This is a genomic window from Chryseobacterium binzhouense, assembly GCF_007474545.1.
GTDB classification, from domain to species: domain Bacteria; phylum Bacteroidota; class Bacteroidia; order Flavobacteriales; family Weeksellaceae; genus Chryseobacterium; species Chryseobacterium binzhouense.
Genome location: NZ_VKOG01000001.1, coordinates 494801 through 520467, shown reverse-complemented (window position 1 = coordinate 520467; position 25667 = coordinate 494801). Strand labels below are relative to the sequence as shown.

General features: G+C 34.4%; 20 protein-coding genes. All 20 read left to right on the top strand.

Annotated elements, in window-relative coordinates; all coding sequences use genetic code 11:
- Window positions 1-34 precede the first annotated feature (34 nt).
- The 20 genes from FNE73_RS02405 to hemE all read left to right on the top strand — a co-directional run bounded on the left by FNE73_RS02405 (window position 35) and on the right by hemE (window position 25563).
- Window positions 35-2728 carry a TonB-dependent receptor domain-containing protein gene (locus FNE73_RS02405; protein ID WP_185147276.1) on the top strand — a complete coding sequence of 898 codons (2694 nt, stop codon included), beginning with the start codon at window positions 35-37 and terminating at the stop codon, window positions 2726-2728.
- Window positions 2729-2871: 143 nt separating this feature from the next.
- Window positions 2872-3288, top strand: a complete 417-nt coding sequence (locus FNE73_RS02400) for an OsmC family protein (protein WP_143883186.1) — start codon at window positions 2872-2874, stop codon at window positions 3286-3288.
- A 195-nt stretch (window positions 3289-3483) separates the two neighbouring features.
- Window positions 3484-4086 (top strand): TetR/AcrR family transcriptional regulator, encoded by a 603-nt coding sequence (locus FNE73_RS02395; RefSeq protein WP_143883185.1) that lies wholly within the window; start codon window positions 3484-3486, stop codon window positions 4084-4086.
- A gap of 6 nt (window positions 4087-4092) precedes the next feature.
- The gene (locus FNE73_RS02390; protein ID WP_143883184.1) at window positions 4093-4518 is read left to right on the top strand and encodes a PaaI family thioesterase; all 426 of its coding nucleotides are present in this window, start codon (window positions 4093-4095) and stop codon (window positions 4516-4518) included.
- Window positions 4518-5759: a beta-ketoacyl-ACP synthase II gene (gene fabF, locus FNE73_RS02385; protein ID WP_143883183.1), complete on the top strand. Its 1242-nt coding sequence runs from the start codon at window positions 4518-4520 to the stop codon at window positions 5757-5759. Before FNE73_RS02390 ends, fabF begins: the two co-directional genes overlap by 1 nt.
- Window positions 5760-5894: 135 nt before the next feature.
- The gene (locus FNE73_RS02380; RefSeq protein WP_143883182.1) at window positions 5895-6932 is read left to right on the top strand and encodes a patatin-like phospholipase family protein; all 1038 of its coding nucleotides are present in this window, start codon (window positions 5895-5897) and stop codon (window positions 6930-6932) included.
- Window positions 6933-7119: 187 nt separating this feature from the next.
- A complete protein-coding gene (locus FNE73_RS16660) occupies window positions 7120-7287 on the top strand; it encodes a hypothetical protein (RefSeq protein WP_185147275.1) in 168 nt (55 codons plus the stop codon).
- A gap of 258 nt (window positions 7288-7545) precedes the next feature.
- Entirely contained in the window at window positions 7546-10821 is a 3276-nt protein-coding gene (locus tag FNE73_RS02375) for a hypothetical protein (RefSeq protein WP_143883181.1), read from the top strand.
- A 208-nt stretch (window positions 10822-11029) separates the two neighbouring features.
- Window positions 11030-15115, top strand: a complete 4086-nt coding sequence (locus FNE73_RS16655; protein WP_185147274.1) for a coiled-coil domain-containing protein — start codon at window positions 11030-11032, stop codon at window positions 15113-15115.
- A 71-nt stretch (window positions 15116-15186) separates the two neighbouring features.
- Window positions 15187-15555 (top strand): hypothetical protein, encoded by a 369-nt coding sequence (locus FNE73_RS02365; RefSeq protein ID WP_143883180.1) that lies wholly within the window; start codon window positions 15187-15189, stop codon window positions 15553-15555.
- Window positions 15542-17713 carry a hypothetical protein gene (locus tag FNE73_RS02360; protein WP_143883179.1) on the top strand — a complete coding sequence of 724 codons (2172 nt, stop codon included), beginning with the start codon at window positions 15542-15544 and terminating at the stop codon, window positions 17711-17713. Before FNE73_RS02365 ends, FNE73_RS02360 begins: the two co-directional genes overlap by 14 nt.
- Before the next feature lies 1 nt (window position 17714).
- Window positions 17715-18014, top strand: coding sequence for a hypothetical protein (locus tag FNE73_RS02355; protein ID WP_143883178.1), 300 nt, complete (start codon window positions 17715-17717; stop codon window positions 18012-18014).
- 552 nt (window positions 18015-18566) lie between these two features.
- Window positions 18567-19319 carry a zincin-like metallopeptidase toxin domain-containing protein gene (locus tag FNE73_RS02345; protein ID WP_143883802.1) on the top strand — a complete coding sequence of 251 codons (753 nt, stop codon included), beginning with the start codon at window positions 18567-18569 and terminating at the stop codon, window positions 19317-19319.
- A gap of 6 nt (window positions 19320-19325) precedes the next feature.
- A complete protein-coding gene (locus tag FNE73_RS02340) occupies window positions 19326-19637 on the top strand; it encodes a hypothetical protein (RefSeq protein ID WP_143883177.1) in 312 nt (103 codons plus the stop codon).
- A gap of 397 nt (window positions 19638-20034) precedes the next feature.
- Entirely contained in the window at window positions 20035-21309 is a 1275-nt protein-coding gene (gene hemA, locus FNE73_RS02335; protein ID WP_143883176.1) for a glutamyl-tRNA reductase, read from the top strand.
- Window positions 21296-22204 carry a hydroxymethylbilane synthase gene (hemC, locus tag FNE73_RS02330; RefSeq protein WP_143883175.1) on the top strand — a complete coding sequence of 303 codons (909 nt, stop codon included), beginning with the start codon at window positions 21296-21298 and terminating at the stop codon, window positions 22202-22204. Before hemA ends, hemC begins: the two co-directional genes overlap by 14 nt.
- 240 nt (window positions 22205-22444) lie before the next feature.
- A complete protein-coding gene (locus FNE73_RS02325; RefSeq protein WP_143883174.1) occupies window positions 22445-23026 on the top strand; it encodes a DUF1287 domain-containing protein in 582 nt (193 codons plus the stop codon).
- 6 nt (window positions 23027-23032) lie between these two features.
- A complete protein-coding gene (locus FNE73_RS02320) occupies window positions 23033-23689 on the top strand; it encodes a peptidoglycan recognition protein family protein (RefSeq protein WP_143883173.1) in 657 nt (218 codons plus the stop codon).
- A gap of 117 nt (window positions 23690-23806) precedes the next feature.
- Window positions 23807-24487, top strand: a complete 681-nt coding sequence (locus tag FNE73_RS02315; protein ID WP_143883172.1) for a uroporphyrinogen-III synthase — start codon at window positions 23807-23809, stop codon at window positions 24485-24487.
- Between the two features lie 44 nt (window positions 24488-24531).
- On the top strand, window positions 24532-25563 hold the full coding sequence (gene hemE, locus FNE73_RS02310) for a uroporphyrinogen decarboxylase (RefSeq protein ID WP_143883171.1): 1032 nt from the start codon (window positions 24532-24534) through the stop codon (window positions 25561-25563).
- Window positions 25564-25667: the final 104 nt, after the last annotated feature.

The window sequence follows — 25667 nt, the reverse complement described above, 5'->3', positions numbered from 1 at the left end:
ACAGCTATTTTATTTAATTTAATTTAGAAAACTTATGAAATCATATATTACCCGGACATTTCTGGGAACATTCCTGTTATTTTTATCCATATCTATTTCTGCACAAAATCTTACCAAACATCAGTTTATGGTGAAAGGAAACTGTGGAATGTGTAAAGAAAGAATTGAAAGTACTGCAAAAAAAGCTGGCGCCAAATCGGCTGTATACTCAATAGATTCGCAAACGTTGAGTTTTGAAACCAAAGAAAATATTTCAGCAGACCAGATTCTGTCAAAAGTAGCAGAAGCCGGTCACGACAACGAAAAATATAAGGCTGATGATAACGTTTACAAAAATCTTCCTGCATGTTGTCATTATGAGAGATCTACACAATCTTCCGTTTTGGAAATGCCGCATTCTGAACATAAAAAAAGTGAGAACGAATTTTTCGTAAAAGGGAACTGCGGTTCTTGTAAAGCAAGAATTGAAAAAGCCGCTCAGGATGCCGGAGCCGATTCAGCCGAATGGAATGCTGAAAAACAAAGCGTTATCTTACATTTTGATTCATCAAAAACTTCAGCAGACAAAATTCTAAAGAAAATTGCTGATGTTGGTCATGATAACGAGATGTACAAAACCACAGATGAAGTGTATAAAAAACTCCCCGGCTGCTGTCTTTATGACCGCAATATTGCTTTTGGGGAGACCAATCCTAAAGTTCATTTTGAAGAAGAATCCCAAAAACAAAATCACATCAATCATAATGATTCAGAAGATCACACTTCACATTCCGGTTCAGAAAAAAAAATTGAGCAAGTGAATATTACAGGCTCAAAAGCTGCCACTTCAATTAATAAAAACGACGCCGGACTGGTTTTTAATATTGATAAAAAAGAACTGCTGAAAGCAGCCTGCTGCAATTTGTCTGAAAGCTTTGAGACCAACGCAACGGTTGATGTATCTTTCAGCAACGCAGTAACCGGAACGAAACAGCTCAAAATGTTGGGTTTAGACCAAAAATACACAAGCCTGACTAAAGAGTTGCTTCCGGAAATCAGAGGACTGGCTTCTGCATACGGACTGAATTTTATACCCGGAAGATGGATTGAAAACATTCAGCTTACCAAAGGCGGAAGCACCGTTACCAACGGCTATGAAAGCATTACAGGTCAGATCAATACCGAATTAATCAAACATTCGGAAAAATCGGAAACTTCGCTCAACCTTTTTGCGGATTTCAACGGAAGAGCAGAAGCCAACATTACCCATGTGGAACCCATTAACGATCACTGGACTCAGACTTTCCTTCTTCATGGAAACGGAACTTTCGGAGATACCGATATGAATAACGACAGTTTTCTGGACAGACCCAAAGGAACTCAGATCAATGCTGCTTATTTATTAAATTTCAATGATTTAGAACACTCAGGTTTTGGCTCACATTTCGGAATCAACTTTATTAAGGATGAAAGAACTGCGGGACAAATCGGCTTTGACAAAAAAATACCGCAAAGTCAACAAAATCTTTATGGTGTTGGAATAGATATTTCCAGATTTCAGGTCTGGAACAAAACCGGCTATGTTTTTAAAGGGAAACCTTATCAGAGTTTAGGCTGGATGAATCAATACACTTATCATCAGCAGGACAGCTTTTTCGGATTGAGAAATTATTCGGGAAATCAGCATACGTATTATTCTAACTTAATTTTTGAAAGCATTATCGGCAACACCAATCATAAATATAAAACAGGAGCAAGTTTCCTGTATGACGGATATGACGAAACTTATCTGATGAATCGTTTTAAAAGAACAGAAACTGTTCCCGGAATTTTTGCTGAATATACTTTAACTGGTTTAAAATATACATTGGTTGCTGGAGCCAGAGCAGATTTCCATAATTTAGCAGGAACTCAGTTTACACCGAGATTAAATTTCAAATATGATTTTACTCCACAGACTATTGTAAGACTTTCCGCCGGCAGAGGTTTCCGAACAGCCAATATATTTGCAGAAAACCAACAGTATTTCGCCTCAAACAGAAACATTCAGGTTCTGCAGAACAATGGAAGTATTTATGGCTTAAAACCCGAAATTGCATGGAACTACGGCGCAAGCTTACAACAGGAGTTCAAAATTTTCGGAAGGAAATCTACAGTCGTTGCAGATTTTTTCAGAACAGATTTTCAGGATCAGGTAGTGGTAGATCTGGATCGTTCGCCTCAGCAGCTGACATTCTATAATCTGGACGGAAAATCTTTCGCTAACTCATTTCAGACACAGTGGGATTTCACTCCGCTGAAGAATTTTGATGTAAGATTAGCATATAAATATTATGATGTTCAGGCAGATTATATGGAGGGAAGAAGACAAGTTCCGTTTATGGCGAAACATCGTGGGTTTGTAAATTTAGCGTATTCAACCAATAAAAATACTAAAGAAGGTTTCTGGAGTTTTGATACAACATTAAATCTGGTTGGAAAACAGCGATTACCTATCACCTCAACCAATCCTGCTGAATTTCAAATTCCTGCTTATTCAGAATCTTACGCTGTACTCAATGCACAGATTTCGAGAAATTTCAACAAAAAAATCAGAGCTTATTTGGGAGGAGAAAATTTAACATCTTATTCACAGAAAAATGCGATTGTTGATTTCAGAAATCCTTTTGGGAATTATTTTGATGGCGGAATGGTATATGCACCGATTATGAAAGCTAATTTTTATGTCGGCTTTGATGTAACATTTTAAGGTTGAGACTAAGATTTAATCTTGAAATTTTATATAAATTTTCAAATTACTTTTCAAATTAAAAAGGCATGGTTTCAATAATTTAATAATAATGAAATCATGCTTTTTCGTATCTTAGTTTAATTTTAAACCTAATATTATATATGAAACGCAATGCAACAGCCGTTTGGAACGGTACCGTAAAAGAAGGAAAAGGCCATTTAACTACTCAAAGCACAACTTTGAATCAGACACAGTATTCATTCAGCAGCAGATTTGAGGAAGGTGTAGGAACCAATCCTGAAGAACTTCTTGCAGCAGCCCACGCCGGATGTTTTACTATGAAACTGAGTGCAGAACTTTCTCAGGCAGGTTTTACTCCGAAAGAACTAACTACAAAGTCCGTTATTACTTTAGATCCGAGTGTTGGGAAAATTACAAAATCTGAACTGACTTTAACCGCAAAAGTTCCGGGAATTACAGAGGAAGAGTTTCAAAAATATGCGAAAATTGCAGAAGAAGGCTGCCCTGTGAGTGCTGCTTTTAATTTTGAAATTACTTTGAATGCTGCTTTAGCTTAAATATTAATTGAACTCTTTCGGAGTTCTTTTTCAAATTATTATTCCAGACAAATCCCACTTCATCCGGAGTGGGATTTTTTATCCTATTCATCATCATTTTTCTATAAAATGATCCGAATTCTATCTTTCAGATATATTTAAAATAAAAAAATACCGATTGGTATATTTTTGTATCTTTGCATCAGTTCAGCAAAAATGTCAAAAGCAGAAAAGACCAAACAGTTCATCATTGAAAAAACATCCACTTTGTTTAATATCAAAGGGTATGCTTCTACATCCCTTTCAGACATTAGTACTGCGACCGGTCTAACCAAGGGAAGTATCTACGGTAATTTTAAAAACAAAGATCAGGTTGCCCTTGAAGTCTATCATTATAATGCTTCTAATCTTAAAAAAAATGTAGCTCAGTCTCTGGATAAAGAATTTCTGAACATGACGGAAAAACTTAACGCTTTTCTATCCTTTTACCGAAACAACTGGACAACAGTTTTTCAAAATGGTGGCTGTCCTTTACTGAATGCTGCTACGGAATGTGACGACACCTTTCCAGAATTGAAAAAGCAGGTACAGATTTCATTTAGCGACTGGATAAGAACCATTTCAGAGATCATCAAAAAAGGGCAGAACATCCATGAATTTAATTCTGAAATCGTTGCCGAAGAATATGCTTCTCTATTTATTATGATGATTGAAGGCGGTATTCTTTTAGCCAAAACAATGGAAAATGAAAAATATCTTCATTTTACTTTAGATAAAGTTTCAAAAATTATAGAGCAAGAACTTAAAATACATTCATAAAATACTATGGATAAATTAAAAATATTACAGAAATCTGTCGGAAAAGAGTTTACCGAATCTCCTTCCCCATTTATGAAATGGCTGAATCCTATTGTGATTTTGGCTGAAGAAGGGCATCTGGAATTTCGCTATACCGTAAGACATGAATGGCTAAATCCGATGGGAAATCTTCACGGCGGAGTTACAGCGGCAATTTTTGACGATGTTATCGGAGCCACTATGTTTTCACTTAACGAAAAAAACTTTATTGTAACCATCAACAACAATATAGATTACTTCTCAACAGCCAAAGAACATGATCATATTATAGCAGAAACAAAAATCATCAAAAGAGGCAAACAGTTTGTAAATGCCGAATGTGAAATCTGGAATGCAGATAAAACACGCATCATTGCAAGAGGAACCTCAAATTTATTTAAAATCAATAATTAATGAAAAGAGTTGTCATTACAGGTTTGGGTGCAGTAACGCCTTTAGGAAACAATGTAGAAGAATTTTGGCAAAACAGTATTAACGGGGTAAGCGGTGCCAATACAATAACCCATTTCGATACCGAAAAATTTAAAGTAAAATTTGCCTGTGAAGTTAAAAAATTTGATCCGAAAGTTCATTTAACTCATCAAGAGATCAAAAGAAGTGATCTTTTTTCACAATACGCTATGTACTCTACTGCTGAAGCTTTGAAAGATTCCGGTCTTGAAGTTGAAAAGATGGATCCTTTTGATATTGGAGTTATCTGGGGAACCGGACAGGGAGGAATGTGGACTTTTGAAAGCGAGGTAATGGAATTCACTAAAGGAGACGGAACCCCAAGGTTTAATCCTTTTTTTGTCCCTAAGTTTATTGCCAATATGGCTTCGGGAATGATTTCTATGAAATTCGGGCTTCAGGGAATCAATTATACAACCATTTCAGCCTGCGCAACGGGAAATACTTCTCTGATGGATGCCTTCAATTACATCAGATTAGGAAAAGCTAAAGTGATTGTAAGCGGAGGATCTGAAGCAGCGATTACTCCAGCTTCTATAGGTGGTTTTTCAGTAATGAAGGCGATGTCTGTAAGAAATGATGATTTTGCCACAGCAAGCCGGCCTTATGATAAAGACAGAGACGGTTTTGTAATGGGAGAAGGCGCAGGAGCATTAATTTTGGAAGAATACGAACACGCAAAAGCAAGAGGCGCAAAAATTTATGCAGAATTGGCGGGTGCGGCGATGACCGCCGATGCGTATCACATGACAGCACCTCATCCTGAAGGAACCGGAGCCATCAAAGCAATGCAGCTAGCCCTGAAAGAAGCGCAAATTAATACTGAAGATATTGACTATATAAACCCTCATGCTACATCTACTCCATTAGGAGATCTGGTTGAGCTGAATGGAATAAATAAATTATTCAAAGGAAGTAAAAATCTTGACATCAGTGCTACGAAATCTATGACCGGACATTTATTAGGAGCAGCCGGAGCAGCTGAAGCTATTCTTTCTATTAAAGCTATTGAAAACGGAATAATTCCGCCAACCATAAATCTTCATACGATAGACGAAAATATTCCTAAAGATATTCATATTGTTTTTGGTGAAGCGAAAGAAAAAAACATCAATTATGCCTTAAGTAATGCCTTTGGATTTGGCGGACATAATGCAACACTCATCTTTAAGAAATTTTCTTAAAACCTCCACACAACCCTCTCACAGACAAATAATTGATCCTTAAGAGGGTTTCTTTTTATTTTTCAAAATTATTTTAAACACGTCAAGTTTTGTCGCTTCACGCTCCTACTTTTGCTTTACCAAAAAGTAGAAAAAATGAAAAAGACAACATTACTTTCATTAGACGGCGGCGGCATTCGGGGAATTATAACGTGCATCATTCTGCGTTATATCGAAGAGCAGCTTCAGATATACGACAAACCAGACGCAAAACTCGGTGATTACTTTGATCTTGTTGCAGGAAGCAGTACCGGAGCACTGATTGCCTCCATTATTCTTTGTCCTGATGAACATAGAAAAGCGAAATATTCCATCCAGAAAGGATTGGAACTTTACTCCGAAAAAGGCGGCGACATATTTCAGGTTTCCTTTTGGGAAAAACTGGTAAATCCTTTTGGTCTTTTAAACGAAAAAATTTCTCAGGAAGCTTTAGAAAAAAACCTTAATGATTTTTTTGGAAATCTGGAACTAAAGGAATTAATAAAGCCCTGCTTAATTACAAGTTACGATATTGAAAACCGGAGAGCCAAACTTTTCAATTCCTGGAAAGCAAGGGTAAATACTGATAATTTTTATGTAAAAGATGTTTGCAGGGCTACTTCAGCAGCTCCTACTTACTTCACGCCAGTACAGATCAAATCAATGTACGGACAAATTTTCAGTCTCATTGACGGCGGAATGTTTGCCAATAATCCTGCTTTGTGTGCTTATGCTGAAGCAAGAAAAATTCCTTTTGCAGAATTTCTGAAAAATCATCAAAAGGCTAATTATCCGACCGTAAAAGACATGATTATTGTTTCAATAGGAACTGGAATTGAAGCAAAATCCTATTCATTTAAAAAACTAGAGAAAGCCGGAAAAATTGGCTGGGTAAACCCTATCATTGACATTCTGATGTCTGCGAACGCTGAAACGGTAGATTATCAGCTTACACAAATGTTTCAGACATTAGGATTAAGAAACCAAAAAAATTATTACCGACTAAATCCTTCGTTGAAGAACGCTTCACCTGCTATGGATAATGTAAGGAGATCAAATATAGAAAGTCTTGTACAGGCAGGATTGAGCTATATAGATGATCATAAAGAAACCTTAAATCAAATTGTACAAAAACTGATTAAAAACAAAATATAATCTTTTTTGCTTATAATACACTTAAATAAGGCAAAAGACTTATACATGAGAATCTAAAATTTTTCTACAAATAAATTATAACACGTCAAGTTTTGTCGTATTGCCATTTTACTTTTGAAACCAACAGTTTAAACACAAACAATCTATTAAACTGACGAAAAAATATTTTCAAAAAAACTTATCAAATATGGAAAACAATAATTACAATTCTGAAGTGTCGATACAAGATACTACCTATACTATTACCTGGAACGAGATTGAAAATGAAGAACCGGATTATGAAAATTATCTGAGCGAGATTGAAAGTTTTTTCAAAGAGGATTTTGAAAATGATATTCTTGAAGATGACGATTAATCCAGCCTGATTCATAATTAAATAATTACAGCTAAATTTTTCGAATATTTATTAAAACTCAGCATCCTTATAAATGCCGGGCAGAAATAAATACGTCTAATCCTAAACGATTTTACAATGATTTTGCTCATTAAAAATAAAGGTGGATATCCTTTGCCGGACACCACCTTAAAAAATAAAGGCTAAAATATGAAGCTTTCTACTAAAAAGAAACTTCAAAAATTTTAATCTTAAAAACCTTAACAAAAATAATAAAAAATGGCAGAAAATGAAGAACTTAATTTCGATTTCGATCCAGACAACATTCCGGACACGAATACGTTCTGGAACGGACTGGACGCTTACTGGAACGCAAACAGGCAGTTTCCTCAAGGTACAGACCAAAAGCTAAGTAAGAAAGCAGATCTCATTGATGGTAAAATCCCGTCTTCTCAACTCCCAAGTTATGTGGATGATGTTTTAGAATTTAATTCTTTGGAAAGTTTACCCAATCCCGGAGAAAAAAGCAAAATTTATATCACCACCAACGATAATTCTCAATACAGATGGAGCGGTTCTGAGTATATTTTGATTAGTAGTATATCAGGTACAATAAACACAATTCCAAAATTTACAGGATCAAACGTAATAGGTAATTCTAATATTATTGATAATGGAACAGATACTACAATCTCAAAAGGTTTAAGATTAAATCCTGATACTATTGAGGTAGCTAATGTAGGTAGATTTTTAAATTATATAAAAAATAATTCAAACGAAACTATATTTTCATACCAAACCCACTATTGGAATGGTAGTTCATTTCAATCGACAACGTACCCAAATATAAATATTGGTTTTCTTGCAGGAACTTCTTCAACAGGTGTAGAAACAATTAACATTGGAAGGTCTGCCGGACAATTTAATTCAGGATTATCAGTCCTTAATTTAGGACAATTTTCAGGAATGTATAATTCTGCAAATTGGGTTAATAATTTAGGATTATATGCCGGACAATTTAATACGGGTGCTAATTCAAATAATTTAGGATTTCTTGCAGGAAGAACTAATTTAGGAGTTTACTCAAATAATTTAGGTTATAATGCAGGTGCATTTAATGCTAGTGGTTATGTAAATCATTTAGGTGCAAATGCAGGTCACTTAAATACTGGTCTATTTGTAAATTCATTTGGTGGTGGTGTAAATAGATATAACCAAGCTAATAATGTAAATGTATTTGGACAAAGTTCAAATTATACATTTAAAGAAAATCTTAATCATTTTAAGAATTTTGATTCAACTGATATAGATTTAATCAATAAAACAATTAATTTACCTGCACATGGATTTGGTGCAACTAATGCTTATGTAAATTTAAAATTCACACAAGGTAGTTCACCTATTACTGGTATTAATGATGGAGATATTATTCAAGTTAAAATAGTTGACGGAAATACAATAAGATTTTCTGAAACTTTACCTAACGGTTATTTTAGACATACACATAGTATAACTAATGTAGGTACAGGTACTGGACATAAGTTTAATGCTCAATTAGTTTACTCTACTATCAACATATTTGGAAGTGGTTTTGAACCAACTAAATCATTTCAAAATATTATATCAGGTGGTGAATTTTTAATGCCACAATCTACAGTCAATACTATTGATGCAGATACAACCAATAAAACATTAATTACGAAAGAATGGTTTAATAGTAAAATAGCATCGTATGGTATAGCTACTAATTATTATACTAAAACTGAATCAGATACTAAATTTATTCCTTATACAGGTGCAACATCAAATGTAAATCTAAATACAAGAAATTTTGAAACTGCTGGTAGATTAACTACAGGAAATCTTATACATAATTTAGCATCAAGAACAATACAAGGTACAGGAATTATTGATATTACATTACCAAATATTAATGTGATGGGTGTATTTTATATTGATGTTTTCACTTATGGTGCATTGGTTGGTACATTTGTTTGTCAGTTTTATACATTTTATGGATCATCAATAAATTTTGCTGGAAGTAATTCAGTAACTTTTATTGGAAAAAATCCAAACAATGTTGGAGTAAGATATGTTTCAATTGGAACTGATAATAATGCTGAAAGACATATTTATATAGGTGACTTAGCAACTAATTGGGGTAACTGGACTGAAATAAGCATAAGAGGATTACTTAATGTAAATAGAGAAGCAATTAAAACTAATCCACCTATAATTAATCTAATCACATCTGAGGGAAGTCCTTTAAACCTTCATGGTACATACTTAAATAATTTAACTGGAACGGAAAGTGCTAATAGTGCCATAAAATTAACAAATCAAAGACTTATTAATGGTACTTTATTTGATGGTACTGGAAATATTACTACAGCTAACTGGGGTACTTCAAGAAATATTACTATTGGTAATACGTCCAAATCTGTAAATGGTTCAGGAAATGCATCATGGTCATTAGATGAAATAGGTGCAATTGCTGATATTAATAATCTTAATGTTGATGCAAGTAAGAACTTTGGTTCTCAATGGGGTATAGGTAGATTAACATCAGGAACATTTACTAATTTCCCAAATACATCAGGTTTTGCTATTGAATTTTCATCAGGTTTAGGTAATAACAACTCTTCCTATAATAGAGACTTTTCATTATTTCATAATGCAGCTCAAGAAAAATGGTTTTTAGGAAGTTATAATAATTCAGGTATAAGAAATCCATGGAGAGAAATATTACATACCGGTAATTTTGATACTGAAAGTATTTTTAAAATTAAAGGAAATGGGTTACCAACACAGAATTTAATTGGAACAGATGCCTTTGGTGTTAGAAATGCTTCTGCTTGGGCAACTGCATCAAACAGACCTAATAATCTTAATAGTGCAGTAGTTAATTTCACACCATATAATGCATCTAATCAAACTTATGGTTTTTCTTTAGGTGCTAGAAATAATAAGTTATATTTTGTAACTGAGGAAAATTCAACATTTGGAAGCTGGAATGAGATTTATCATAGTGGTAATTTTAATCCTTTAAATTATTCATTAGCAAGCCACACCCACACTTTTTCGTCAATAACTTCTAAACCTACAACTTTATCCGGTTATGGGATAACTGATGCAATACCAATAAGCCATCCTGTCAACGGAGTTAATACTGCCCAAATCAACAACTGGAACTCTGCTTTCGGATGGGGCAATCACGCTGCAGCAGGTTATGCAACTTCTGATTTCGTAAATGAAAGCATGGCACAAATCACCGCAGAATTCATCAATCCCGACTATCCTATAAGTGCTTCGTGTAAAATAAACACTGTAATTATTACAGAAGAATATACAAAAGAATATCTGGAACTTGAAGCCGAACTCATCCCTGAAAGACAGATAACTGTAACCAATCTCGCTCCTTTTGAGATTAATGTAAGAAGAGAAGATCATTCTATTAATACAATACGTACAGGAGAAACCACAGAATATTACATTACTGCTGAAAGGAGATTAATTAAAAAAGGCTCTTATCATTCTGCAGCTTTTTTAAATTAAAAAAAATTTAATTCGGAGTTATAATGCGTCAAGTTTTGTCGCTTCGCACCCCTACTATTGCAATAATAAAACTTTACAGATGAATAAGAAAATCAGTGGACATCATCTAGCCTGAAACCACTTTAAAAAATAAAGCTATGCCCGGAAATTTTCTGCTAAAAAGAACTTTCCAAAAAATTTTAATCTTAAAAACCAAAACAATTTTAAAATGTCAACAGATTTAAACACAAACAATTCTTCACAAACTCTTTTCAGGTTTGCAGCGATGAGAAACCCGGAATTATCCGATCCTAAAAACAAAAAAAGAAGATTTGTATTCAGAAAAGAAATTCATAAAGGAGTTTTCGATGAGCACATCTCAACAGACAAAACATTACAGGCTGTCTGCAGAAGAATAGATGAGCAGCAGCTTATCACGATGTATTCAGAAGATAATTTAATATCAATCAATCCCGCTTTTCACGATCTGGCTGTATGGGTTGCAAGAAATAAATCAACAGTATCAAAAACTGAATTTGATACTAAAATCAATGATTACAAAGCTTCAAATACGTTCCCTTATATTGCCGATATGAAACTGATTTGGGATAATTTAATTTATCAGGTAGTTACACAAAAAGATTTTTATGCAAAAGAAACATTGATGCAGTTTCTTCATGTGAATCATATTCTTGAAAATTATGACGGCACAGAAGAAGCATTTGAAGACCTAAGGAAAGCAAAAGTTGTTTTACCAAAAGAATTATTTACAATTCCTTCCACAAATTCTACAGGAATTTCCACAAATTACTCTCAGAGAACCACCTTCAACAGCACTGCAATGAAATTTGCTGAAGCTACACAGCAACTGAAGGAAACTCAAAAACTCGCCGATTCTATATCTAAGCTGGAAAAAAAATACAGAACACAATATGATGAAGCTCAAAAGTCAGCCTATAACGATTATCAGCGGAACATAAAACCTCTTTTGAGAGAAATACAAAAGGAAGCGACTGAAGCCGACAGAAGAAAACAGATTCTGGAAAACAGAATCAATTATCTTACACAGCTGAGCGTAGCAGATCCGGAAAAGTTCTATGCCAACAGCGAGCTTGAAATGGAACTTCACCGCATCAAGGAAGAAATCATGGAAATTACCGTGTCTGATACTGAAATCCCTGAATTTGAATTTAATTATGAAACTCCGCAAATTGATCCCTCTGAAATAGGAAGAGCGCTCGGTCAGCAAGAGCAAAATGCTTTATGCAGAGTATTCGGAACTTCTACAGTTGCGCAAGCTTTATCAGGAATTAGTACATTTCAGGAGCTTCATGATAACATCCATCAGAATAATCAGGTTTTACAGCAGACTATACTGAACAATACGGTGATCAATCACCAGGTTTCTGCCAAAGTAGGAGGTGTTGTAATTCCGGTTACTGCCAATTCATCCTCATCAGGATATATTCCTTTCAGTATTAAAACATTTGCCAGAAGCGCAACAGAATGGAGTCTTATATTGGCATTTAACGATCATATAGATTTGATTTCCGCACAATATAAAGCAACAGTAAACAATACCGAAATTTCCTCAACAAGTTTTTCTTCTTTAGGCGGAGGATCATATCTTTTATTTGATATACCTAAAATTTTAGTTTCTCAAACTACAGTAGTTGAGCAGTTTGTTGTAGAAGGGAAGTTTACATCAGCCAATGGCACTGTGTACGATTTTAATGTTACTCTGTTTGTTGATCCTAATGATTTAGACAGAATGACCAAACAGTATCATTTCCGTGGCGCAGACGGATGCCTCCCTCCCGAAAATCCGCCAAAAGGAAATCCGGGTGAAACAGAAAACCCGCCTGTAGATCCGACTATTGAAACTTTTATCCCTTCCGGATTCGGAATGAAAAATATCGGGGTTGCAGACTATCTAAAGGTTGAGCAAAGCACCTATTGCTATGTAGAAGGAGACGTTGCTCATATTGAAAATATCATGGCGCGCGAATACAAAGAACGTGCAACCAGAAGATTAAAAAGAAGCGAATCTCAAACCACAAAATCTTCAGAGTCTGAAAAAGAAAAACTGACAGACACCACCACGACCGAAAGGCATGAAATGCAAAGCGAGATTTCTAAAATTTTACAGGAATCGAAAGACTTTTCTGCGCAAGCCGGAGCTTATGCAAATTGGGGAATGGGAGATAACAAATTTGGAATTACCGCCAACGCAAGTTACGCTACTCACAATTCAAAAGAAGAAAGTAACCGACAGGCGGTAACAGAAGCCAAAGACATTACAGCAAGAGCTTTAGACAGAATCGTTACCAAAGTAAAAGAAGAACGTATTGATAAAATTCTTGAAGAATACGAAGAAAACAATAAACATGGTTTCGACAATACGAAAGGAAGCAATCACGTTGTCGGAGTTTACCGATGGGTAGATAAGGTGGTAAAAAACCAAATCTACAATTATGGTAAACGCATGATGTTTGAGTTTATGATTCCTGAACCTGCCAAGCTTCACAATTTAGGAATCAAAATGATTGATGAATCGGAAAAATTGGTTAAACCCGTAGATCCGAGAGAATCATTGATTAATAAAATGGAAAATTTTATATCAATATCAGACAGTTTATTAGGTGATACCGTTTTGAAATACTGGATCAGTAAATATAATGTTGAGATAGACAAAAAGCCAGAAGATATAATTTATGTTGGAAAAAGCTTTAGTTACAAAGCACCAGAGCCGAAAGGTAATCCTTGGGAACTCGCTGCAGAATCTACAGATATAGAAATTCCTATGGGGTATAAGACCGTTTCTGCACTTGCGGTTACCGGAGATTCAGATGATCGTTTTGATTCTCATAATCCTATTTGGTCTGATGCTAAAGTTTTAGTTGGAAATACCTTAGTTGGGAATGTATACACCCCAATCAATTCATTTATAGGAAAAATACCTATTTCATATTCGCAATTAGGTCTTTTAGTATCAAGTGTAAATATAAGTATTCAATGCCAGCTAACTCAAGATGCGAAAGATACTTGGTATCAAAAAACCTTCAATAAAATCATTGAAGCCTACGAGATTGAATTAGACAAATACAACCAAGCTTTAGCAGAAGCAAAAGCTTTAGGTGTACAGATTAAAGGTTCAAACCCAGGCTTCTACAGAAAGATTGAGAATACCATTTTAAGAAAGAATTGTATTTCTTATATGATCAGTCAGAACCCTTTTACAGAACTTACTTTCGGTAAAAGAAAATATCACAATAACGGGTTTACTTCCGGAGCTGAAACCTTCCTAAACACCGATATAAAAGTAGATTCTTCCTTAGATCAGTACGCAGCGTTCGTGAAATTCATGGAACAGGCTTTTGAATGGGACATTATGAGCTATTACTTCTACCCTTTTTATTGGGGAGACAGAAACAAATGGTCAGATATGTATCAGTTTGATGATAACGATCCTACCTTCAGAGCGTTTATGCAATCTGGTATGGCGAGAGTAATAGTTACCGTAAGACCTGGTTTTGAAGAAGCCGTAAGACACTTTATGGCAACCGGACAAATCTGGAGCGGCGGTGAAGTACCGGTGATCGACGATCCGTTATTCTTATCTATTGTAGACGAAATGCGTGCTGCAGTAGGCAAAAAACAGGGTGAACCATGGAGAGAGAAAATCCCGACTTCGCTTACCATTCTTCAGGCAGATTCTATCGGCTTAAAAGTAGAAAAGGCTTTGCCTTGCCATTGCGAACCAGGAGTGAAATTTGACGATCAGTTGGGTGAAATGTGCACAACTAATTTTGAATTGAATAATAATCAAATTGGGCAGTCTGGAGATAAGTGGATTGAGATTAGTTTTGATGAGATGGATAATTTTACTACTATAGAAGAAGTAGATGCAGTAAACGCTTTCCCAAGAAAATATAGATGCTTAGGAAACGAAATCACTGTTGACAGAGATGCGACATGGCAACCATCGGATTCTTTAGCTGTAATATATAAAGCATTATCAGACGAGCTTTCTCAGATTGAAGGATTGGAAACCTTTTCAATGAAAAGAGGTATTGCTTTTAAAATTAATATAAGCAAAATAAAGAACTTTACATTCACAAAACCAGGTGGACACGATTCATTAGGCGGACACGATGTCTTCAAATTCTCTGTAGATTTTGATACTTCAACTCTAAAAATACATTCTCCAGAATACGGCAATTACGGAGGCGAGAGGATTCTAGACAAAAACGGACAAGTAATTCCACCCGCAGAATACTTGGATAAAGTTCCGTTGAGCAAATTCTTAATTTAATCATCTGCCTTTGGCAACTGGCGGTGGGCAATTGCTGGCAGCCACGAGCCAAAAGCCAAAATCTACAATCAATGAGCCGGATAAAACCCGAGGCTATTTGGCAGCACGAAAGTGTGCTGCCTTATATCCTCACGCGTCTGAAAGACAAGATTAATGAGATTACTGCTGTAGAAAAGATTCTTCTTTTCGGGAGCAGAGGAAGGCTTCCTTTGGAAAGCTGGAACGAACTGGAAGGGAAAGACTGGGATGTTTTGGTACAAGCCATGTGTAAACTGAAAAATGCAAGAGTTCTGTTAGATGAAGAATATCATTTGGATCTTTTGGTGTTGGACGAAAGCCAAACCGAAAAATTCACCGAAAATATGACTACTAAGCAACTTTTTCCTTTGAATGAATTAGAATGTTTAATGAATAAAAACAAAGAAAATGGAAAAATTTGATTACGAATTCGGAGATTTATCCGGATATAAAATATTGTCTTTTGAGGAAGTAAACAAAGGCTTTGAAGGAAATAAAAATCCGTTGCAGGAAATTGCTAGTAAATCTTTTCAGATAGGTAGAAATATTAGAGGCATGAAAAACGTAAGTCCTTTAGCAGCTTTTAAGTTTCATAATCAGACTTCTGATGAGATTTTTAATAAATATTTTATTGACGGCAACGATACCTCAAAAGGAAATATAACAATAATAGAAGATGTTGATCTTGTCATACGGAAAGGTTTCAAGTTTAATGTACACGATTTCTATTTTGACAAAAACGAAAACGGAATTAAAGATGCAGATGAACAGATTATCTTTAAACTTTTGATTTTTGTGTCTACAGACGGAAATAAAGTAAAAGAATGCTATGAGGTAATAAAGCCCGCTCATGACGAAATCATCCTTTTTTTAGAAGCTGATGAAGACACACTAAGTAAACAAAAGCTTTATGGCAGAATCTCTGAAAAAGTAAGACAAACTTATGTAGATACCACTACAGGAAGATTATACAGCACTTTCTTTGAGGGAGATATCATAGAGACCATTCAAAAATATTTAGAACCGGCAAACAAAGACATAATTGAAGAGCTTTTACTCCAAGGTTATATTGAAGATAAAAGTATTTCAACTAGTTTTTTTACAGGATTAAAATATGTACTTCTCGCCACATCTGCTCCTTCAAAAGCATTAGGATGGGTGATGAATAAACTTGGAAGTGGCATAGATTTTCTAAAAATATCCGATGAATTTTGGGATACCGAAAATGAAAACTATCTGTTCAAAAAAGAAAATCTGATAGAAAATCTGAGCATTTCTACGGAAAAAACCAAACTTCTAAAAGATCTTTTCACCGATAAAAAAGGTTTTAACCTTGCTGATTTCACGCCACAGATGTTGGATGACATTATTTTGAACCAGATAACTGTAATAGAATCTTTTGTAGGACAATACAACAACTATGTAAAACATAAATTTGAAGAAATCTTTATCACACTGGAAGATCCTCAAATGCAAAAACAAATAGAAAATATTGCCGAAAAAGTCGCTCTCATCTGCGGAATCTGGAACGGCTTGGTAGATTTTGTCTCTTCTATTTTCAAGTTTCTTGGGATGCTGCTGGAAGCTCCCTTTTACATTACTAAAGATTTCCAACAGGTTTTGGAAATGATTGACAACTTTAGGCAAATGTATACCGAAGGTACGCTTTGGGAAAACCTTGAAAATGCCATCTCTGCAGGAATGACAAAAATGGTAAAATACCTGAAAAGCAAAAACGCAGATGATATAAATTGGGTGCGAATCCACTACGTTGGTGGGTTTACCATTTCTTTCATTGGGACATTCTTTATCCCCATTGCAGATCTTGCCAAAATAGGCGAAGTAGGAAAAGTAGGCGAGATTTTAGCCAAAATAAATAAAGAAGTGGGCAAAACAATTTTTCAAAGTGCTAAATTTGTCAGGATAAAATCTGCAGAAGCCTACCAAACCGTAAGCAAAGCCTTACAAGAACTGCTGGAAATGCTTACCAAAGGCGGACAAAAGCTACAAGATTTTGTAGATGATGTTTGGAAAAAAATTGCAGATTGGTTTTTGAAGAATAAGAAAGCTGGAATGGCTGAAGATATTTCTACGGGAATTAAAATGACTCTGGAAGAATTTGAAGAAGGTTATAAAGCACTACAAAAAGCTAATATTACTGCTAAAAATGCAATGAAGTATCTAGATAAGACAATGATATATTTTAACCATCATATTGTTAATGGAAAAATTGTTCAAATTTCTGATAGAAATTGTGTTGAAGTGGTAAAAGTTTTAGATGAATTTTTGAAAACGGGAAAAATTAGTAAAGCTCCTGTTTCTAAAGCACAAAATTATTTTGTTTTAGAAAAAGTATATGCTAAATCTTTTCTTTCATATAATTTTTCAACATTGTCCAAAGTAATGAAAGAAGGAGAAAGAGGAATATTATTATGTCAGAGAGGTCAAGGAAAACTTTCTCACGTTTTAAACATTATTAAAAAAGATGGAAAATTGCTGTTTAAAGATGGGCAATCTCATTCGCAAGAAATGAATCTTTTATCAGAATACAAATCATTTAAATATTTAAAAACAAATTAATATGTTAACAGAAGAATTAATTTTAGAAATTGCTAATGACTATTTAAAAAAATTAGTAGGTGAAGAAAAAATAGAATTAGCTATTTTACACGATTTATCTATAAAAAAACCATACGGGATTGTTTTCTTTTATAATACAAAGAAATATTATGAATCAAGAGATGATAAAGACAATACTTTAGTTGGTAATGCCCCTTTTTTAATAGAATATGAAAAAGGAAATATAATAGACTTTGGTACAAACAGGTCTGAAGAATATTATATGGGAGAATACGAAGCAGGACGATGGCCTGTTAAATAGATTGACGAGTCCTGAAAATCCGATACAGATTTATTAGACAAAAATAATTAATTAAACACTTGCAAAAACGTTTTTGCGAGTGTTTTTTGTTTTATCGGTTTTCATTTTCAATTCTGACTGGTTATGCATTTGGTTGGGAGTAAGATAATGGTTTGAAAAATGAGGACGCAATTCGTTGTAAATTTCTATCGATTCCTCCACTATTTTTCTTCTTAGTGGAGTTTCAAGATCATATTTATCCTCCGCTGCCGCACGAATCCCTTCGTGTGGCTTTTTATTTTACAAACTTTCTAAAATTTTCTATCTTTATTAAAACATAAAGATGAGCAGAAATTACAAATTCCACAATCCCGAAGGATTATATTTTATAAGTTTTGCAGTTGTAGGCTGGTTGGATGTATTTGTTAGAATGAATACAAAGATATTTTTCTTGAAAGTTTAAGATTTTGCCAAAAGAATAAAGGATTAGAAATACATGGTGTATCATGTCAAGTCATAGACATTTAGTTTTTCGAAGCATAGAGGGTCAAAAACCTTATTGGAGATTTAAAGATGACCACACGAAAGGATTCGTGCGGTAGCGGGGGTAAAGCATTATCTGAATATCTATTTTGGCTGGAATTATTATCTTTATCGGGTGAACTTACAGTCGCAATTCACAATGGGTTGAGGAAAAGTGCTAAAAAACTGGTAGAAAAACCGGAAGATGCAGCCGAGCTGGAAAAACAACTTGATGATTTAGTTGAAAACGGACAGCTTTCTCGCAGACAAGCCGATGAAGCTATTGACGAATTAACTAAAGCTGCAGAACTTGACATGAGGCAAGTTGATTTATTTCCTGGAGGAAGTCAGTTTGAAGTCTTATCTTCAAATCTGTTAAAAAAATACATTCGTGAGCTTGATTTGAAAATGTTAAAACATAACTTAAAACTTGAAATAGTTTGGATAGATGAAACACATAACATGTATCTTACGGGATTAAAAGGTAGAGTTATGGTATATGAGAGTGGTCCTATTAAACTTCTGATAAGAAAAAACTGTCCTAAAATGGCATGGTTTCATGAAAATGTTCATATCGATGACTTATTAAAATTAGGTAGAAAAAACTATAGAAAAATGGTTGCTGAAAAACCTTGGGAGTTGGAATGGAATGTTTGGGAAGAAATTTACAAAACCAAAAATAAATACCGAGAAGAAGAATTAGTCAGTGCTTACAAATATGTTAAATATTTTTTCAAAGAGAATAAGCAACCCTTTTTGGAAAATCAAGAAATGGAAAAGTTAATTTTAAAATATTCAGATTAAATAATTATGAAACATACAGAAGATCAGATAAAAAAAATCATAGCAAAGGTTTATAAAGATTTAAAATTGGATCATAATGATCAATACCCTATAAGACTAATTTTTTGGAAGAAAGAGGATAAGGATAATAGATTTAATATGGATTATTGGGCTGGATGGTACGACTATTCAAAAGGTTTTCTGCCTAATGAAATATATGAAAATTACATAATCACAATAAGTGATAAGGATAAAACACCTATATCTTTATTGATTTCTTTCGAAGAGCTTAAGATTAATTTAGATAAAAATGGAAATTATGCTTTGACAAATAGATAATAAAAAAATATATTAGCACACTGCCGCACGATTCTATCGTGTGGCTTTTTTTAAACATAATTCTCACAATTGTATTATTTTTATCTTATAAAAAATAATAATGAGTCAAAATTACATTTCAAAAAATTAACTTATCCCCCTCCGCTGCCGCACGAATCCCTTCGTGTGGCTTTTTATTTTACAAACTTTCTAAAATTTTCTATCTTTATTAAAACATAAAGATGAGCAGAAATTACAAATTCTACAATAACATGGCTCTTTTAATAACAATTTCCATTAGTATAATATTAATACACTTCCATAAAAATCATTTTCAAATTCATAGGTTTTTACGATAATTATCATACAGACAATCAGAGGACAATTCCCCAAAAATTATGTAAATTTGCCCCTGATTATGACACAGTATAATAATATTCATCAGACATCAAATTTTGCTGTTTTATCCATCAGCTACGAAAAGGCAGATGTGGAAACACGGGGAAAATTTGCTTTTTTTGATGATAATATTAAAAATTTTGTTGAAAGAATCCATCAGGAAAATCTGGGAGATGCATTTGTAGTTTCCACATGCAACAGAACCGAGATTTATACCACTACTTCCAATTATCTTTTCGTGGCAGAAGAATACTGCAAAACCATTGGTGTCAATCTTTCAGATTTTCTCCAGTTTGCCAATATTTTAACGAAAGAAGAAGCACTGAATCATCTTTTCAGGGTTGCAGCCGGATTAGAAAGTCAGATTATTGGAGATTTTGAAATCATCGGACAGATCAAAAAAGCCTATGCCCGATTCAAAAAAGAAAGGAAAAACTCCAATCCGTTTTTAGAGAGATCTATCAATTCTGCCATTCAGATTTCCAAAAAAATAAAAAACGAAACCGGAATTTCCAACGGTGCCGCTTCTGTATCTTATGCCGCGGTGCACTATATTTTAAATAATCAGAAAAGAATTACCGAAAAAAATATTCTTCTCCTCGGAGTTGGTGAGATCGGGCAGAACACAGTGGAAAATCTGGTAAAACATGTCTATCAGCCAAAAATCAAAATTGCCAACCGGACTCAGGAGAAAGCAGCAAAAATTTCCGAAAAATACAACATCCCGAATATTGATTACGGAAATTTTGAGAAAGAACTCCAAGACACAGATATCCTTATCGTGGCAACCGGAGCAAAAACACCAATCATCAACCAGACTCACCTTAGAAACGGGAAGGAAATTCTGGTCATTGATCTTTCGATTCCGAATAATGTTGACAAAGCCGTTTCGGAACTTGAGAATGTCACATTGATTGATGTGGACGAACTTTCCAAGCAGATTCAGGAAACCATTCAGCAAAGAGAAAAAGAAATCCCGAAAGCCGAAAAAATCATTAAAGAAATGGCAAAAGACTTTCTGGAATGGGAAAAAAAGAGAAAACTTGCACCGAACATTCATCACTTCAAAGCGGTGCTGAAAAATATGGAGCGCAACGAAATGCACAACTTCTACCGAAAAAATAAATACGTCAATATCAACGATATGGAGCTTTCTGACAAGATGATTCAGAAAATTACTAGCCGATTTGCAAAATATATTATTGATAATCCTTTAAAAGCCGAAGAAATTAGTAAATTAATGCACGAAATTTTAGTTGAACAACCCAATAAAGAATTCAATGAAAAGCATTAGAATAGGAACCCGAAATTCGGCACTTGCACTTTGGCAGGCAAGAGAAGTGGCAAGACATCTACAAAACCTCAATTATCTCACAGAAATCATCCCGATTGTTTCTTCCGGAGACAAAAATCTCAATCAGCCTTTATATTCTTTAGGAATTACAGGTGTTTTTACAAGAGATCTGGATACGGCTTTGCTGAATGACGAAATAGACATTGCAGTTCATTCACTGAAAGATGTTCCGACTAAACTTCCGGAAAATATCGAGCTGATCGCCTATCTTGAAAGAGATTATCCGCAGGATGTTCTCATCAGAAGGAAATCTGCCGAAAATAAAGACTTTCACGAGCTTAAATTAGCAACCAGCAGTTTAAGAAGAAGAGCTTTCTGGCTTAAACATTATCCGGATGCTGAATTTTCAGACATCAGAGGAAACATACAGACCCGTCTCCAAAAACTTGAAGAACAGGATTTTGATGCAACGCTTTTATCATTGGCAGGAATCAAAAGAATGAATATGGATATTGATTACGAAATGCTCCCTTTGATGATTCCTGCACCTTCACAAGGTGTAATTGCTGTTGCCGGACATTCTGACAAAAAGGAGATTAACGATATTCTGAAGCAAATTTCTCATAAAGAAACACAAATCTGTGTAGAGATCGAAAGAAATTTCCTTAGTACACTCGAAGGTGGCTGTACTGCGCCTATTGGTGCTTTTGCAGAAATTATAGAGAACCAGATTCGCTTTAAAGCAGCACTTTGCTCATTAGACGGAAAAAATTACATCGCCACAGACGAAAGTTTTGAATATAACGAAGAAGAAAATTTTGGTGAAAAATTTGCCAATATAGTTTTGGAAAACGGAGGAAAGGAATTAATGGCTGAAATTAAAAACCAGATCTGATATTTCAAGATTTATTGTTTATAAAAAGTTTTTTATAAAGATTTAAGGTTATCCGTAATTTGTCATAATTGAAAACCCTTTGAGTTCTTTATTGAGTCAAACGCCTTTGAAACTTAAAAACAGTTGTTATATAAAAGAATCTTTGCGACCTTTTGCGTTAAAAAAGATTACGATTAATAATGGATCAATAAAGATTAAAGACTTTTGAGCTTTCCAATTCTTTCGATCAAAATTAAGCCAATGAAAAAGTATTTTTCCGTATTTATTTTCTTGTTTTTTGTTTTTACTGTAAATGCTCAAAATACGTTTGCACAAAAACTGTCTGATGCTGCTTTAAGCTTAACTAAAGATAAAGTCACTTACGATCCTGCTTATTACTCAATTAAATATCCTAATGGAGATATAGCTGCAGACAAGGGTGTTTGTACAGATGTTGTCATCCGTGCCTACAGAAAGCTCGGAATAGATCTTCAGAAAGAAGTACATGAAGATATGAAGAAAAATTTTTCTAAATATCCTAAAAAATATGGTCTGAAAAAACCAGATACGAATATTGATCACAGAAGAGTGCCCAATCTGCAGGTATTCTTTGCCAAGTTCGGTAAATCTAAACCTATTGAAAAAAATCCTGCATTATATGTTCCCGGAGATATTGTGATATGGCTTCTTCCTGGAAATTTAACGCATATCGGAATTGTGGTCAACAAAAAATCTGCAGACGGAAAAAGATATTTAATTGTTCATAATATTGGTGGCGGACAAGTAATTGAAGATTGCCTGTTCAATTTTACCATTACTGGACATTATCAATATCAGAAATAAAAGGATATGAAAAACTTGATCTATTTTCTGTTTTTGTTGATTGGCAGCTTTTCAACAGCACAGAAAAGTGAAATTAAAATCATCAGTAAACCAATCAGCTACAACGAGGAAAGAGTGCGGTTAAGCCTGGAATATCTGAAGGATCATCATGGCTTAGTACAAAAAAATCCGGTCATTATTCCTAAAATGATTGTTTTGCATTACACTGCAGGCGGAACAGTTGAAAGCAACTTTAAATATTTCAATAAAACACATCTGGAAAACACCAGAAATACTTTAAAAAAGCAAAGTACACTGAATGTTTCATCGCAATTTATCATAGACAGAGACGGAACGATTTATCAGCTGATGGAACCGAATATGTTTGCGAGACACACAATAGGCTTAAACTACTGTGCCATCGGAGTTGAAAATATAGGAAGCAAAAAGCAGCCTCTTACAGAGAAACAAGTTACTGCAAACGCACAGTTAGTAAGATATTTAGCTCAAAAATATAAAATAGAATACCTCATCGGTCATTCGGAATATGGCGTTTTCAGAAATTCTAAACTGTGGAAAGAATCAGACCCGAACTATTTCACCGGCAAAGAAGATCCGGGAAAAGATTTTATGAATAAAGTAAGACTTCAGGTCATTGATCTAAAATTAAAAGACAAACCATAATTAATATTAAAAACTTTACGCTCTTTGCTGAGTGTAACGCATTTATGAACGAAAATATCCTCAATAACTTAAAAGTAATCTTTGCGACCTTTACGTAAAAATTATACAATTTAAATAATGAACATTTTATTTACCAAAAATTTAGACCTAAAATACATCTCCGAAAAATTGGGAGATGATATTACGGCTGAATGCATTGAGGTAATAAAAACAAAATCACTTTCCGTAAAAAGTTTCGATTTAAAAGATAAATCTTTAATCTTCACCAGTTCAAACGGGGTAAAGGCATTTTTTGAAAACAAATTTCAGCCAAACGAAGATTTCACAGCCAAAAACTACAATAAAATCTACTGTGTAGGAGAAAAAACGAAAAAAGAACTTCGTAAAAACGGTTTCGGAACCTTTAAGGTTTTAAAAAATGCAGAAACACTCTCTCATTTTATTATCGAAAACTGCGCGCATGAAAAGTTTATTCATTTTTGCGGAAATTTAGCGTTAGATGTACTAGACCGAGAACTCCCGCTGCAGAATATTGAGTATAAAAAAATTACTGTTTATGAAACAGAACCACTTTATCCTGTAATAAATGAGAAATATCACGCAATAGTTTTTTTTAGCCCAAGCGGAGTTCGTAGTTTTGCAAAAAATAATTCTTTAGAAGGTGCCATCCTTTTTTCTATTGGAGAAACCACCTCAAAAGAATTAAAGAAACATACAAAATCTGAGATTTTCACAAGTAAGCAAAATACTTTATTAAATCTGCTGTCGATTATCCGAAACAATTTAAAAAAGATTTAGCCTGTAAAGTGCTTAGTGAAATCCAACAACCATCAACTATAATTATGATTAAAAACGACCTATACTTAAAAGCACTTCGTGGAGAAACCGTAGAAAGACCTCCGGTTTGGATGATGAGACAGGCAGGAAGATATTTGCCGGAATTTATTGCACTTCGTGATCAGTATGATTTTTTTACAAGATGTCAGACTCCTGAATTGGCGTCCGAAATCACGGTACAGCCGATCAGAAGATTTCCTTTAGATGCTGCGATTTTATTTTCTGATATTCTGGTAGTTCCGCAGGCGATGGGAATAGATTTTAAGATGAAAGAATCTGTTGGTCCATGGCTGGATAATCCGATCAGAACTATGGAAGATGTACAGAATGTTGTTGTTCCCGATGTGAATGATACTTTAGGATATGTTTTTGATGCGATAGAACTTACTTTGCAGAAATTAGACAACGAGATTCCTCTGATTGGTTTTGCAGGCTCTCCATGGACAATTCTATGCTATTGTGTGGAAGGAAAAGGAAGCAAAGCATTTGATATTGCAAAATCTTTCTGTTTCCAGCAGCCGGAAGCCGCACATTTGTTGCTTCAAAAAATCACCGATACCACAATTGCTTATCTAAAGAGAAAGGTTGAAAAAGGTGTTTCTGCCGTTCAGGTTTTTGATTCCTGGGGCGGGATGCTTTCTCCTGCTGATTATCAGGAATTTTCATGGCAGTATATCAATCAAATCGTAGAAGCTTTAAGCCCGCTAACTCACGTTGTCGTTTTCGGAAAAGGATGTTGGTTTGCTTTAGAAGATATGACAAATTCTAATGCTTCCGCATTAGGTGTAGACTGGACAGTAAGTCCGGAAATAGCAAGAAAGCTCACCAATAATTCAATCACATTGCAGGGAAATTTTGATCCGGCAAGACTACATTCAAGTCCTGAAACTATTAAAAAAATGGTTACTGAAATGATCAACCGTTTCGGAAAAGACCGATACATCGCCAATCTCGGACACGGAATTTTACCCAATATTCCTGTGGAAAACGCAGAAGCTTTTATCAGAGCAGTTGTTGATTGGAAACCAATTAATTAATTCTATAATTTATTAAAGAGCCTTAAATAAATATCCCTTTCATTTTTTTGAAAGGGATATTTTATTTTCCTGTGCAAAATTATTTACTTTACACTGGAATTACA